Origin of the sequence: Micromonospora sp. NBRC 110038 (assembly GCF_020884815.1) — a bacterium.
Classification (GTDB): Bacteria; Actinomycetota; Actinomycetes; order Mycobacteriales; family Micromonosporaceae; genus Micromonospora; species Micromonospora haikouensis.
Genome location: NZ_BBOL01000003.1, coordinates 114,224 through 128,596 on the forward strand (window position 1 = coordinate 114,224; position 14,373 = coordinate 128,596).

The 14,373-nt window shown below is 73.3% G+C and carries 11 protein-coding genes; 8 read left to right on the forward strand and 3 right to left on the reverse strand.

Annotation, left to right across the window (positions count from 1 at the left end):
* Positions 1-148 precede the first annotated feature (148 nt).
* On the forward strand, positions 149-628 hold the full coding sequence (locus LPU61_RS12215; protein WP_229405279.1) for a PH domain-containing protein: 480 nt from the start codon (positions 149-151) through the stop codon (positions 626-628).
* Positions 625-2,079, forward strand: coding sequence for a PH domain-containing protein (locus tag LPU61_RS12220; protein ID WP_374199655.1), 1,455 nt, complete (start codon positions 625-627; stop codon positions 2,077-2,079). The genes LPU61_RS12215 and LPU61_RS12220 overlap by 4 nt, the downstream gene beginning before the upstream one ends.
* 37 nt (positions 2,080-2,116) lie before the next feature.
* On the opposite strand, the gene LPU61_RS12225 is transcribed toward LPU61_RS12220, so the two are convergent.
* Positions 2,117-3,163, reverse strand: a complete 1,047-nt coding sequence (locus LPU61_RS12225) for a phosphatase PAP2 family protein (RefSeq protein ID WP_082106563.1) — start codon at positions 3,161-3,163, stop codon at positions 2,117-2,119.
* 143 nt (positions 3,164-3,306) lie between these two features.
* On the opposite strand from LPU61_RS12225, the gene LPU61_RS12230 reads away from it, so the two are divergent.
* Positions 3,307-3,732: a thioesterase family protein gene (locus LPU61_RS12230; RefSeq protein WP_043967607.1), complete on the forward strand. Its 426-nt coding sequence runs from the start codon at positions 3,307-3,309 to the stop codon at positions 3,730-3,732.
* The gene (locus LPU61_RS12235) at positions 3,729-4,559 is read left to right on the forward strand and encodes an MBL fold metallo-hydrolase (protein ID WP_229404975.1); all 831 of its coding nucleotides are present in this window, start codon (positions 3,729-3,731) and stop codon (positions 4,557-4,559) included. The genes LPU61_RS12230 and LPU61_RS12235 overlap by 4 nt, the downstream gene beginning before the upstream one ends.
* A gap of 160 nt (positions 4,560-4,719) precedes the next feature.
* On the opposite strand, the gene LPU61_RS12240 is transcribed toward LPU61_RS12235, so the two are convergent.
* Positions 4,720-5,655: a carbohydrate kinase gene (locus LPU61_RS12240; RefSeq protein WP_229404976.1), complete on the reverse strand. Its 936-nt coding sequence runs from the start codon at positions 5,653-5,655 to the stop codon at positions 4,720-4,722.
* 361 nt (positions 5,656-6,016) lie between these two features.
* On the opposite strand from LPU61_RS12240, the gene LPU61_RS12245 reads away from it, so the two are divergent.
* A complete protein-coding gene (locus LPU61_RS12245; protein ID WP_043967601.1) occupies positions 6,017-7,132 on the forward strand; it encodes a lytic polysaccharide monooxygenase in 1,116 nt (371 codons plus the stop codon).
* 89 nt (positions 7,133-7,221) lie between these two features.
* Here the strand turns inward: LPU61_RS12245 and asnB are convergent, their stop codons facing one another.
* The gene (asnB, locus tag LPU61_RS12250; protein WP_043969346.1) at positions 7,222-9,183 is read right to left on the reverse strand and encodes an asparagine synthase (glutamine-hydrolyzing); all 1,962 of its coding nucleotides are present in this window, start codon (positions 9,181-9,183) and stop codon (positions 7,222-7,224) included.
* 112 nt (positions 9,184-9,295) lie between these two features.
* On the opposite strand from asnB, the gene LPU61_RS12255 reads away from it, so the two are divergent.
* From LPU61_RS12255 to LPU61_RS12265, 3 genes are all read left to right on the forward strand, one after another.
* Complete coding sequence (locus LPU61_RS12255) at positions 9,296-10,777, forward strand: aminopeptidase P family protein (protein WP_091278591.1); 1,482 nt, start codon at positions 9,296-9,298, stop codon at positions 10,775-10,777.
* Between the two features lie 272 nt (positions 10,778-11,049).
* Positions 11,050-12,585, forward strand: coding sequence for a hypothetical protein (locus LPU61_RS12260; RefSeq protein ID WP_229404977.1), 1,536 nt, complete (start codon positions 11,050-11,052; stop codon positions 12,583-12,585).
* A 320-nt stretch (positions 12,586-12,905) separates the two neighbouring features.
* Complete coding sequence (locus tag LPU61_RS12265; RefSeq protein WP_229404978.1) at positions 12,906-14,366, forward strand: right-handed parallel beta-helix repeat-containing protein; 1,461 nt, start codon at positions 12,906-12,908, stop codon at positions 14,364-14,366.
* The last annotated feature ends 7 nt before the right edge of the window (positions 14,367-14,373 follow it).

Sequence of the window (14,373 nt, forward strand, 5' to 3'; positions counted from 1 at the left end):
GGTGACCGGCGAGCCCCCCGGCGGCCCCCCACCGCACCCGGTCGGGCCGCACCCGGTCGGGCCACCCCCCACCGCGCCCCCGCCGGGCGCGCCCGGCGCGGCGGGTCACCCGGCGTCCGGGCCGCCGGCGGCGTACCCGCCCGGGCCCCTGGAGCCGTGGCCGGCGACCGTGCGCTGGCAGTCGGTCTCCACCGACCTGATCTGGGTCGAGCTGCTGCGCCTGGCGGCGCTGGTCGGGGTGGTGCTGCTGGGGCTGGCGGTCGGCTGGGCGGTGAGCGGGCACTGGCTGTTCGGGGCAGCCCTCGGCGCGGTCGTGCTGGCGGGGGCGTGGCGGGTCGTCACGACCGTCCGGGCGGTGCACGCCTGGGGGTACGCCGAGCGCGAGAACGACCTGCTCGTCCGGCACGGGCTGCTGGTCCGCAGGCTGTCCATCGTGCCGTACTCGCGGATGCAGTTCGTCGACGTCAGCGCCGGCCCCCTGGAGCGGGCGTTCGACCTGGCGACGGTGCAGTTGCACACGGCCGCGGCGGCCAGCGACGCCCGCGTGCCGGGCCTGCGCCCGGCGGAGGCGGCGCGGCTGCGCGACCGGCTCACCGCCCTCGGCGAGGACCGCGCGGAGGGCCTGTGACCCACCCCGGCCCCGAGCTGCCCCGCCCGGCCACCGACGCGCCGCCGGCACCCCAGGACGACCACGCGCCACCCCCACCGCACGACGGCCCGCCCTCTGACGCGCCACCCGCACCGCACGACCACCCGGTCGGCGGCGTGGAACCCCGGCGGCGGCTGCACCCGTTGAGCCCGGCCCTGCACGGGGCCAAGTCGCTGGTCGTGGTCGTCGCGGGCCTGTCCTGGTCGACGCTGTCGCGGGTCGGCTTCGGCTGGTTCGCGGCGATGGCGACCGTGCTGGCCCTCGGCGCGACGGTGCTGGCGGTGGTGAGCTGGTACAACACCGGCTACCACGTGGTCGGCCGGGAGCTGCGCGTCTACGAGGGGCTGCTGTGGCGGCGCACCCGGGCCATCCCGCTGGAACGCCTCCAGGCCGTCGAGGTGGTCCGCCCGCTGCTCGCCCAGCTCACCGGCCTCGCCGAGCTGCGGCTGGAGGTGGTCGGCGGCGGCAAGACCGAGGCGCCGCTGGCGTACCTGGGGGTGGCCGAGGCCGCCGCCCTGCGACAGCGCCTGCTCGCGCTCGCCGGCCCCGCGCCGCACCCGGGGACGGCCGCGCCGCAGCCGTCCCCCTCGGCCGAGCCGACGGTCGCGCCCGTGCCACCCGGGCGGGCCCTGCACGCCGTGGCGAACCGGGACCTGCTGGTCAGCCAGCTGCTCACCCCGCAGGCGTTCCTGCTCCCCTTCGGTGTGGCCTTCGTCGTGGCGCAGTTCCTCTCCGAGGGCTCGTGGTCGTTCATCGCGGTGGCGAGCACGATCACCGCGATGGCCGGCGTGCTGCTGCAACCGGTCCGCCGGGTGCTCGACGACTGGAACTTCCGGCTGGCCCGCGACGAGGGCACCCTGCGGGTCCGCAACGGGCTGTTGGAGACCCGAGCGCAGACGGTGCCGCTGAACCGGGTGCAGACCGTCGGGGTGACCTGGCCGCTGCTCTGGCGGGCCAAGGGCTGGCTGCGGCTGCGCCTGGAGGTCGCCGGCTACTCCGGCGGCGAGGCCGACGACCGGAACCGGCCGGACCGGCTGCTGCCGGTGGGCGACCAGGAGACCGGCGAGCGGATCGTCGCGGAGGTGCTGCCGGGGGTGCGGCTGAGCGGGCTGGCGACCGGCCTCCCGCCGGCCCGGGCCCGGTGGCTGCGCCCGCTGGGCTGGCGCGCGGTCGGTGCCGGGCTCGACGAGCGGGTCTTCGCCGCCCGGTCCGGCCTGCTCACCCGGCAGCTCACCGTCGTGCCGTACGCCCGGATCCAGAGCGTGCGGGTGACCCAGGGCCCGGCGCAGCGGCGGTTGCGGCTGGCCACCGTGCACGCGGACACGGCGGGCGGCGCGGGCGCCGCCGCCCTCGACCGCGACCTCGACGAGGCGTGGTGGCTGGCGGCGGAGCTGACGGCCCGGGCACACGCCGCCCACCGCGCCCGCTGAGCCGCAACGCGGCCAGGTTGGATGCGGCGGGCGCGGCTCAGCGGGTCGCCGGCACCGCCGGCGGTCCGGCGACCGGGTCGGCCGGCTCCGCGCCGCGCGGCCCGCCGTCGGCCGGCTCCGAGCCGGGGGTACGGCGGGCCCGGCGCGCCGCCCACCAGCGCTCGCCCAGGCCGACGACCAGGAAGGTCAGCCCCACGTACGCCCAGCCGACCAGCACGTCGATGACGTAGTGCTCGCCGGAGTAGACCAGGGTGAACGTCATCGCCAGCGGGTACGCCAGCAGCAGCGGCCACCAGCGGCGGCGGGTCGAGCGGAGGAAGAACACCACCACGAACAGGGCGAACGCGGTGTGCAGCGACGGCATCGCGGCCACCGGGTTGGACGCGATCTGCCCGGCGTTGAGCAGGTTGCCGGCGCCGTGCATGCCGAACGCCTTCCAGCCCCGGGTGGAGATCCGGGCCACCTCGGTGAGCAGGCCGTTCTGCGCCGCCCACCAGGGCGGGGCCGCCGGGTAGAGGAAGTAGGTGACCAGTCCCGACGCGCACAGGAACCCCCAGCGGCGCATGAACGCCGCCCAGCGGTGCCGGTCGCGCAGCCAGAGCACGGCGGCGGCGGCGAGCGCCACCACGAAGTGCGAGAAGTACACCCAGCTCGCCACCACGTCCCACCAGCGCACCTCGGGGCGGTAGAGGTGGTCCTGCAACCAGACGGTCGGCACCTGGCCGCCGGTGGCCCAGCCGAACATGAACCGGTCGGCGACGATCAGCTCCATCGCGTGCGGGGTGGCCCCGTTGTCGGCGAACCCCCGGGACAGGTTGTAGACGGCGAGCAGCAGCACCACGGGCACCCAGTCGCGGGCGAAGCGCAGGTGGCTGCGCCACGGGCGGCGGGAGTTCCAGGCGATGGTGGCCGCCCAGATCCACAGGAACGCGTACGCCGGGTCGGTGGGCAGGCCGATGACGAGCCAGCCGGCCACGAAGGCGACCGCCCAGGCCGCCATGGCGACCACGCGGCGACGACCGCCGTCGGAGGGCTCCGGTGGTCCGGTGGGGGCGGGGGGCTTGGGGTCAGTCACGACGGCCATCGCCGTCCAGGTTAGCGGCGGCGCCCTCCCCGCCGACGGCGGCCTCGCCGGTCGACGACGGCCTCGCCGAATGCGCGACGGCGGCCCCGCCCGATGCGCGGCGGCGGCCGGAACGGCGGACGTCGACCACCTAGGCTGTGCCCATGCAGGAGCAGTCGGAGCATTCCCTCGCGCCGGGCCGGGCCGCCCGCGTCGAGCTGACCGTGACCGACGCCGACACGGCGCTGGCCGTCGGCTCCGGCGACGTCGCGGTGCTGGGCACCCCCCGGGTGGTCGCGCTGGCCGAGGCGGCCACGGTGGCGGCGACCGCCGGGGCGCTGCCGCCCGACGGCACGACGGTCGGGACCCGGGTCGAGCTGGACCACCTCGCCCCCACGCCGGTCGGGCGGACGGTGGTCGTGCAGGCCCGGCTCACCGACGTCGACGGGCGGCGGCTGGGCTTCGAGGTGACGGTCACCGACGACGCCGGCCAGAGCGTGGCGCGGGGACGGGTGGAACGGGTCCTGGTCGACCGGCGGCGTTTCGCCGCGCGGGCCACCGGCGCGCCGGCCGGGGCGGGCACGCCGTGACGCCGCGGTTCGTCGAGGTCGCCGACCGGGTGTACGTGCTGCGCGAGCCGCTGCTCGACGTCAACGTCACGCTGGTCGTCGGCGACGGCGCGGCGCTGGTGGTGGACACGCTCTCCACCGCCGGGCAGGCCGCCGAACTGGTCGCCGCCGCCCGCGCGGTCACCCCGCACCCGTGGACGGTGGTGAACACCCACCACCACTTCGACCACTGCTTCGGCAACGCCGTCGTCGCCGGTGACCCGGCCGCCCCCGTCTACGCGCACGAGGTCGCCGCCGTGGCGCTGCGGGACCGCCCCGACGAGGTGCGCCGGGCCGCGTACGAGGAGATGCGCGCCGCCCGGCCGGAGCTGGCCGCCGAGCTGGCCAACACCCGGCTGCTGGCCCCGACCCACGTCGTACGCGGGGAGACGGTGCTGGACGTGGGCGGCCGGCGGGTGGTGCTGCGCCACCCGGGCCACGGGCACACCGACGCCGACCTGGTGGTGCACGTGCCGGACGCGGACGTGCTGGTCGCCGGGGACCTGGTGGAGCAGAGCGGTCCGCCGGCGTTCGAGGAGTCGTACCCGTTGCAGTGGCCGGACGCGCTGGCCGAGGTGCTCCGGCTCACCACCCCGGGCACGGTGGTCGTGCCGGGGCACGGCGACCTGGTCGACGCGGAGTTCGTCCGGTTCCAGCACGGGCAGCTGGCCGAGCTGTCCTGGCTGATCCGGGCCGGCCACACCGGCGGGGCCCCACCGGAGCGGGTGGCCGCCGAGGCGCCCTTCGGTGCCCGCGCCGCCCTCACCGCCGCCCGCCGCGGCTACGCCGAACTGGACGGCACCCCCTAACCCCCCGCGCGCCAACCCCCACCCGGCCCCACCCCGCCCCGCCCCACCCCGGTGATCAAGAGGTTTGCGTCATCGTAGAGATCAACTCTGACGCTTTTCTCTTGATCACCGGCCAGGGAGGGGCGGGACCAGGGTGGGGTGGGGTGGGATAAAGGAACGGTCAGTGGGGGAAGCGGGTCAGGACCTCGGCGCGGGTGGGCATGGCGACCGCGCCGCCGGGCGACTCGCAGACCAGGCCGGCCACCCGCAGCGCGAAGGCGACCCGGCGGTGCCAGTCGGCGGGATCGGTGGGCTCCCCGTCGACCAGCAGCTCGGCGACGAGCGCCCCCATCACCGAGTCGCCCGCGCCCGTGGCGTCCACCGCGCGCACCTTCGGCGCGGGCACGCGTACCGGATCGGCGTTGGCGGCGGCGACGACCGCGCCCTCCGCGCCGAGGGTGACCACGACGGTGGCCGCCCCCAGCTCCCGCAGGTACGCCGCGACCCCCTCGACCGGCTCGCCGGGATAGAGCAGCTCCGCGTCGGCGGCGCTGAGCTTGACCAGGTGGGCGGAGGCGGCGAACTCCGCGACCGTCTGGCGCAGGGCGGCCAGCGCGGCGGGGCCGTCGAGCAGCCGGGGTCGGACGTTCGGGTCGAACACGCGCAGCCCGCCCGCGAGGGACCAGGCCCGGCGCGCGGCGGCCAGGACGGTCGGCGACAGCAGCACGATCGAGCCGCAGTAGAGCACGTCGGCGCCCCCGACCAGGTCCGCGTCGAGGTCGTCGGCGGCGAGCAGCCCGTAGGACGGCGGCTCGCCGTAGAAGCGGAAGTCCGGCTCGGCGCCGGTGTGGGTGGCCACCGCCAGGGCGGTCGCCGCGGGCACGGTGACCGCCCCGTCCAGCCCGACGCCCGCGTCGGTCAGGAAGGCGCGGATCCGGTCGGCGAGCGCGTCGTCGCCGAGCGAGCCGACGAACTGCACCGACCCGCCGAGCCGGGCCACCCCGACCGCGACGTTGAGCGGGCCGCCGCCGATCGCCTGGCGGAAGACGGGCTGCCCGTCGCACTCCGCGTCGAGCAGGTCGATCAGTGCCTCGCCGAGCACCACCGCGTATCCCATCGTGGCCCTTCCGTCGCCTCCGCTGCCGTACCCCCGATCCTGTCCTACGTGGCGACGACGCCGGCACCGAACCCCCACCTGACGGGGCCACGGCCCGGGCGACGCCCGGATATCATCGACGGTCAACTATTGCGGCGGTCGGCATCGGCGTGATGAGATGACGCTGCCGGTCGATGCGAGGGGCTGTCGCGTCCGCCGGCATCGGGAGAGAGCCAGCGCGAGGGGCACACCGGTCCGCCGAGGCGGACCGTCGGTGACGCGCGCCGTCGGCCCACGGGCAGGGGCGCGGCACCGCGATCGTGACATCCGCTCGTCGCAGCGGAACGGCCGGTGCGGTCGTTCCGCGAGTCAGGAGAACCCCGTGACCCGTTCCCGCACGGCCGCGCTGCTCATCGCGGCCGCCACCCTCGCCGCGGGTGCCGCCACCATCGTGGCCAGCCCCGACCCGGCCGCCGCCCACGGCGCATCGATGACCCCCGGTGCCCGGACCTACCTGTGCTGGAAGGACGGCCTCACCCCCACGGGTGAGATCAAGCCGATCAACCCGGCCTGCTCGGCCGCGGTCGCCGAGAACGGGGCCAACTCGCTGTACAACTGGTTCAGCGTGCTGCGCTCGGACGCCGGCGGCCGCACCGTCGGCTACATCCCCGACGGCAAACTGTGCAGCGGTGGCAACCCCGGCTTCAGCGGCTACGACGCGCCCCGCACCGACTGGCCGCTGACCCACCTGACCGCCGGTGCCCGGTTCGACTTCAAGTACAGCAACTGGGCCCACCACCCGGGCACCTTCTACTTCTACGTGACGAAGGACAGTTGGAGCCCGACCCGGGCCCTGGCCTGGAGCGACCTGGAGGAGCAGCCCTTCCTCACGGTGACCAACCCGCCGCAGAACGGCCCGGTGGGCACCAACGAGGGGCACTACTACTTCAGCGGCAACATGCCGTCGGGCAAGAGCGGCCGGCACATCATCTACTCGCGCTGGGTCCGCTCGGACAGCCAGGAGAACTTCTTCGGCTGCTCGGATGTCACCTTCGACGGCGGCAACGGCCAGGTGACCGGCATCGGCGGCACCCCGAACCCGACCACCCCGGCGCCGACCCCGACCACCCCCGGGCCGAACCCGACCACGCCTGGGCCGAACCCGACCACCCCCGCGCCGACGACGCCGCCGCCGGCCGGCGGTGACTGCATGGCGACCTACAAGGTGGTCAGCTCCTGGTCCGGCGGGTTCCAGGGCGAGGTGGCCATCATGAACCACGGCTCGACGCCGTTCACCGGCTGGAAGGCGACCCTGACCTGGTCGACCGGCCAGACCATCAACAGCCTGTGGAACGGCACGTACACCACGTCCGGTTCGACGGTGACGGTCACCAACAGCCCCTACAACGGGACGGTCGCGCCGGAGGGGACCACCGCCTTCGGCTTCGTCGCCAGCGGCGCAAGCTCGCTGCCGACGGTGAGCTGCGTCCGCGCGTGACCTGACCGCGCGTCGGCGGAGCCGGCGCGCGGTGAACGAAAGGGCCCCCGCCGTCGGCGGGGGCCCTTTCCCGGTCTGCTGCGCCCGGCCTAACGGACCATGGAGCCGACGACCGGCTTCGTCAGCAGCGCCGACTGGTTGCGCTGGATGCCCGGGTCGAGCGTCTTGGCCACGAAGATCGCGTGCCAGATGCAGAAGATCAGCACCGTCCACACCTTGCGGGAGTGGTCGGCCTCCTCCCGCTTGTGCTCCTCCAGCAGCCGCATCGCGTACGACAGGTCGATCAACTCGCCCGCGCCCGAGTTGGACAACACCCAGCGGGCCCACTCGTACATCTCGCCGCGCAGCCAGACCCGCGTCGGGGTGGGGAAACCCAGCTTCCTGCGGTTGACGATGGCCGGCGGCACGACGCCCTGCAGCGCCTGACGCATGGCGTACTTGGTGGCGTCGGAGCGCGGCGGGAGCTTCAGGTCCACCGGGATGGTGGCCGCCACGTCGAACACCTCCTTGTCGAGGAACGGCACCCGGACCTCCAGCGAGTGCGCCATCGAGATCCGGTCGGCCTTGACCAGGATGTCGCCGCGCAGCCAGGTGTAGAGGTCGACGTACTGCATCTTGGTGACGTCGTCGAGCTCGGTGCACTCGGCGTAGATCGGGGCGGTGACGTCGGTGTAGCGCACCGAGGGGTCGTAGCGGCGCAGCAGGTGCTGCTTCTCCTCCTCGGTGAACATCCGGGCGTTGCCGTAGTAGCGCTGCTCGATCGGGGTGGTGCCGCGCTCCAGGAAGCTCTTGCCCTTGACGCCCTGCGGGATGGCCTTGGAGACCGCGCGCAGCCCCTTCTGCACCCCGCCGGGCAGGCCGTTGACCGCGCCGAGGGACAGCGGCTCCCGGTAGATGGTGTAGCCGCCGAAGAACTCGTCGGCGCCCTCGCCGGAGAGGACCACGGTGACGTGCTCGGCGGCCTTCTTCGCCACGAAGTACAGCGGCACGAGCGCCGGGTCGGCCACCGGGTCGTCGAGGTGCCAGACGATCTTCGGCAGGGCGTCGATCATGTCCTGCGGCCCGATCTTGGTCGGGATGGTGGTCACGTCGAGGTGCCGGGCCGAGTCCTGGGCGACGTCGATCTCCGAATAGCCGGGGACGTCGTAGCCGACGGTGAAGGTGAGGATGTGCGGGTTGAACTCGCGGGCCAGGGCCACCACGGCGGTCGAGTCGATGCCGCTGGACAGGAACGAGCCGACCGGCACGTCCGAGCGCATGTGCATCCGGACGCTCTCCCGCAGCGTCTCCCGGATCTGGTGGTAGAGCCGCTGTTCGTCACTGACCGGGGTCGGCCGGAACACCGGGCGGTACCACCGGCGCACGTCGATCCGGCCGCCCGGGGTCCAGGTGAGGTATTCCCCCGACCCGATCCGGCTGATCCCCTGGTGCAGGGTGCCGGGCTCCGGGACGTACTGCAGGGTCAGGTAGTGGCTGAGGTTGGCCGTGTCGATGCCGGCGTCCCCGGCGTACGCCGACTGGGCGAACGGCAGCAGCGCCTTCTTCTCGGAGGCGAGGTAGAGCCCGTCGGCGGTCTCCAGGTAGTGCAGAGGCTTGATGCCGAAGTTGTCGCGCGCGCCGAACGCGCGGCGCTCCTGGCGGTCCCAGATGACGAAGGCGAACATGCCGCGCAGCCGGGTGAGCACCTGCTCGCCCCAGTAGTGGTAGCCGGCGACGATCACCTCGCCGTCGCCGGCGGTGGCGAACTGCGCGCCGAAGTTGCGCACCAGCTCGTCGCGCAGCTCGATGTAGTTGTAGATCTCGCCGTTGAAGGTCAGCAGGTAACGCCCGCCCGCGTACGGCAGCGGCTCGTGGCTGGACGCCACGTCGATGATCGCCAGGCGCTTGTGCGCGAAGACCCCGTCGGCGTACTGGCCGCTCGCGTCGCCGACCACCTCGACCCCGGTCTCGTCCGGTCCGCGGTGGTGCAGGCATTCCAACGCCCCCGCGATGTGTTCGCGGTGGGCGGCGGCGTTGCCGTTAGCGCTGAAGAAGGCCAGAAGTCCGCACATGGTGGTCATCTTTCCACGCGACGCGGGCGGCCGTCGCGGGCACCGCAGGGTCTCCGCCCGCGCCTGCGCCGGGGTACCGTCTGGACCAGCGACGAGGCGGAGGGAGCGGAGCATGAGCGAGGACCGGACGGACGGCCAGCCGGCGGACGGCACGGAGTCGCACGACCCGGATTTCCCGGAGGCGTTCCTGTCGTTCATGCGCCAGGGCTGGCGGGACACGACCCTGCCGGTCGGCCCCCGGGTGGAGGTGCCCAACCACGCCAAGCGGCGGGCCGCGCTCTCCGCGGCGTTCCCGGGCGAGACGCTGGTCATCCCCACGGGCGGGGAGAAGACGCGCGCCAACGACACCGAGTACCGGTTCCGGCCGGGCAGCGACTTCGCGTACCTGACCGGCGACCACGACCCGGACAGCGTGCTCGTGCTGCGCCCGAACGGCTCGGGGCACGACCCCGTGCTCTACATGCGGCCCCGCTCCTCGCGGGACAACGACGAGTTCTTCCGCAGCCGGCACGGCGAGCTGTGGGTGGGCCGGCGGCACACCCTCGCGGAGAAGTCGACGGAGCTGGGCCTGCCCACGGCCGACCTGGCCGAGCTGGACGCGGCGCTGGCCGACCTGGCGCCGGGGCGCACGCGGGTGCTGCGCGGCTTCGACGCCCGCGTCGACGCGGCCGTGCGCCCGTACGACGGGCCCCGGGAGGAGGGCCAGCCGGCCCGCGACCGGGAGCTGGCCATCGCGATCTCCGAGCTGAAGCTGGTCAAGGACGAGTGGGAGATCGCCCAGCTCCAGGACGCGATCGACGCCACCGTGCGCGGCTTCGAGGACGTGGCCCGGGTGCTGCCGGCCGACCGGGGCGTCTCGGAGCGGCTGCTGGAGGGCGTCTTCGCGCTGCGGGCCCGGCACGACGGCAACGACGTCGGCTACGGCTCGATCGTCGGGGCCGGCGAGCACGCCACGATCCTGCACTGGGTGCACAACCACGGCACCACCCGGCCGGGCGAGCTGCTGCTGATGGACATGGGCGTGGAGAACCGCAACCTCTACACCGCCGACGTCACCCGGGTGCTGCCGGTCGGCGGCCGGTTCACCCCGCTGCAACGCCAGGTCTACGACATCGTGTACGCCTCGCAGCAGGCCGGCATCGACTTCATCAAGCCGGGAGTGAAGTTCAAGGACGTCCATCTGACCTGCATGCGGGTGCTCGCGGAGGGGCTGCACGAGCTGGGCCTGCTGCCGGTGAGCGTGGACGAGGCGATGGACGAGAAGTCGACGGTCTACCGCCGCTGGACGCTGCACGGCTTCGGGCACATGCTCGGCATCGACGTGCACGACTGCTCGAACGCCCGCAAGGAGGCGTACCGCGACGGCGCGCTCGGCGAGGGCTACGTGCTCACCGTGGAGCCGGGGCTCTACTTCCAGCCCGAGGACGACCTGGTCCCGGAGGAGCTGCGCGGCATCGGCATCCGGATCGAGGACGACGTGCTGGTCACGGCGACCGGCGCGGTCAACCTGTCGGCGGGGCTGCCGCGCCGGGCCGACGAGGTGGAGAGCTGGCTCGCCGAGCAGCGCGAGGTGGGCTTCCGCCTGCCCGGCTGACCTGTTTCGGCCACTGACGGGCCCCGTCGGGGGCGGGTGACGTTTCGACCGTCGCCGCGCCCCCGGCGGGGCCCGTCGCCGTATGGCAGCCCGCCCGTTCGGCACGCTTGATGCCCCTTTCGGGGCCAATGCGGGCTTTACTCGGATACGACCCCCTCGCGAGGAAACTTCTCATACGGTGGGCATCAGAACGCTGCAACCGATTTGTAGCTGGTCGCGCCCCCTCGGGCGGTGCGGCCCCGTCTGGTAGCAGGAAAGGGCGGAAGGCTCTGATGTCCCACGACGAAACGATTCCCGACGGCGGGGTGCACACCGTCCCGCCGGCACCGGCGAAGAGGCGGCGGGCGCTCTGGGTCGCCACCGGCGTGGCCGGTCTCACCGGCGTCGTCGGCCTGGCGGCGCTCGGCGGGCTGGCCGCCCGCGACGACCCGTCCGACGATGCGCAGCGGCTGTCCGACCAGCACTCCGCGACGGCCCGGCAGAACGTCAGCGACGCCGGCCGGGCGTCCGACGGCGGCAGGAACGCCGACGAGGACGCCGAACGGCACGGCGGTCAGGACCCCGGCGAGCAGGACGACTGGTCCGGGCAGGACGACTGGTCCGCCGGGGGCGGCCGGCCCGAGGGCGAGGACCGCAGGGACGCCGAACAGGCCCGGGTGCAGGAGGTGCCGTGCAACCCGGACCGGTTGATCGCGGCGATCACCCGGGCCAACGCCGACGACGGCGGCACCCTGAAGCTGGCCCGGGGCTGCACCTACACCCTCACCGTCAACAACGGCCCCGGCGGCAGCGGACTGCCGCCGATCAGCCAGAACATCACCATCAAGGGCGAGGACTCCACCCTCGTCCGCGCCGCCAGCGCCACCCCGTTCCGCTTCTTCGACGTCGTCTCCGGCGGCCACCTGCGCCTGAGCGACCTGACCCTGACCGGCGGCAACGGCCTCACCGGCGGAGCCATCCTGGTCGAGCGCGGCGGCAGCGCCGAGATCGCCAAGTCCCGGCTCGTCAACAACGACGCCCTGGCCGCCGGCGGTGCCATCGAGAACGAGGGCACCACCGTCCTCGACCACAGCGTCCTCACCAACAACACCGCCATCCTGGCCGGCGGCGCGATCAACAACACCGGCCTGCTCAAGATCGCCGAGTCGAAGATCGCCGGCAACGTCGCCGGCGCGGCCGGCGGCGCCATCAACAACTTCACCGGCACCGTCGTGGTCCACAAGACCGCGATCACGGGCAACCGGTCCGTCGGCGCCGGCGGCGGCATCGCCAGCGAAGGCGGCATCATCGACCTCGACGAGACCGAGGTCACCGACAACACCACCGGCGTCACCGGCGGCGGCATCGGCGTACTCAACGGCCAGCTCAACCTGCGCCACAGCACCGTCGCCCGCAACGCCTCCGTCGGCGGAGGCGGCGGCATCGCCAACACCTCGGGCCTCCTGCTGTCCAGCACCGTCACCATCGACGACAGCAAGATCACCGAAAACTTCACCGACGGCCTCGGCGGAGGCGGCATCCTCAACGTCGACCTCACCCCGGCCCTCGGCGGCACCGCCAGCCTCACCGTCCGCAACAGCGAGATCGTCAAGAACAAGGCCACGTTCGGCGGCGGCATCCGCAACATCAACGGCACCGTCACCCTGACCAACGCCAAGATCATCAACAACACCGCCCTCGCCCCCAACGGCGGCGGCGGCATCAACACCAACACCAACATCACCGCCGTCGACCCCACCACGGTCATCGTCGGCAACCGACCCAACAACTGCGCCGGCACCGGCACCGTCACCAACTGCTTCGGCTGAGACACATAGCGGTCGGGCCCCTCCCGTGGTCAGCGGGAGGGGCCGCGACACGTCCGGAGGCCGGCGGGCCCGTCATCGGCGTGCCCGGCGGTGCCACCCCGGGCCCGACTCGACCCGGCTGCGTCCCGTGCGGCGAAGCGGCCCGACCATCCCCCGCCGGGAGCCGCCTGCCCCTAATGTGGGCTTTCTTCTTATACGAGCGCCTCACGAAGAAGATTCTCATACGGTGTTGTTCACGGGCTACAACCGATTTGTAGCGAAGGGCGCCTCGCCGTGGCGGTGCGCCCTTGTCTGATACGAGGAGAGGGCAGAGAACTCCGATGTCCAACTACCTTCGGAAGAACGACGACACCGCCCAGCGGACCACCTTCAAGACGCGCCGCCGGAAGGTGTGGCTCGCCTCCGGCGTGGCCGGCCTGACCGGCGTGGTCAGCCTCGCCGGGATCGGCGTCGCCGGCAGCGCCGGCGCGGCCGGCATGGATCGGCTGACGAACCTGAAGTGGTCCACGGCGGAGCAGGTCGCCAAGGACGGCGGCCACGGGCAGGACGAACGCGGCCAGCGCGGCACCGACGGCGAGGACCGCGGCAAGAAGGACTACCGGGGCGAGGAGTCCCGGTCGGACGAGTGGGGTCGGGTGCAGGAGGTGCCGTGTGACCCGGACCGGTTGATCGCGGCGATCATCCGGGCCAACGCCGACGACGGCGGCACCCTGAAGCTGGCCCGGGGCTGCACCTACACCCTCACCGTCAACAGCGGCCTCGGCGGCAACGGACTGCCGCCGATCACCCAGAACATCACCATCAAGGGCGAGGACTCCACCCTCGTCCGCGCCGCCAACGCGACCCCGTTCCGCTTCTTCCAGGTCGCCTCCGGCGGCCACCTGCGCCTGGCCGACCTGACCCTCACCGGCGGCAACGGCCTCGCCGGCGGAGCCATCTGGGTCCAGCGCGGCGGCGCCGCCGACATCACCAAGTCGAAGCTCGTCAACAACGACGCCCTGGCCGCGGGCGGTGCCATCGAGAACGACGGCACCACCACCCTCGACCAGACCATCGTCACCAACAACACGGCCATCCTGGCCGGCGGCGGCATCAGCAACACCGGCCTGCTCAAGATCCACGAGTCCCGGCTGGCCGGCAACAACGCCGGCGCCGCCGGCGGCGCCATCAACAACCTCGCCGGCACGGTCACCATCACCAAGACCGCTGTCACCGGCAACCGGTCCATCGGCGCGGGCGGCGGCATCGCCACCGAAGGCGGCATCGTCGACCTCAAGGAAACCGAGGTCACCGACAACACCACCGGCGTCACCGGCGGCGGCATCGGCGTACTCAACGGCCAGCTCAACCTGCGCCACAGCACCGTCGCCCGCAACGCCTCCGTCGGCGGAGGCGGCGGCATCGCCAACACCTCGGGCCTCCTGCTGTCCAGCACCGTCACCATCGACGACAGCAAGATCACCGAAAACTTCACCGACGGCCTCGGCGGAGGCGGCATCCTCAACGTCGACCTCACCCCGGCCCTCGGCGGCACCGCCAGCCTCACCGTCCGCAACAGCGAGATCGTCAAGAACAAGGCCACGTTCGGCGGCGGCATCCGCAACATCAACGGCACCGTCACCCTGACCAACGCCAAGATCATCAACAACACCGCCCTCGCCCCCAACGGCGGCGGCGGCATCAACACCAACACCAACATCACCACCGTCGACCCCACCACCGTCATCGCCGCCAACCGACCCAACAACTGCACCGGCACCGTCACCAACTGCTTCGGCTGACACCCGG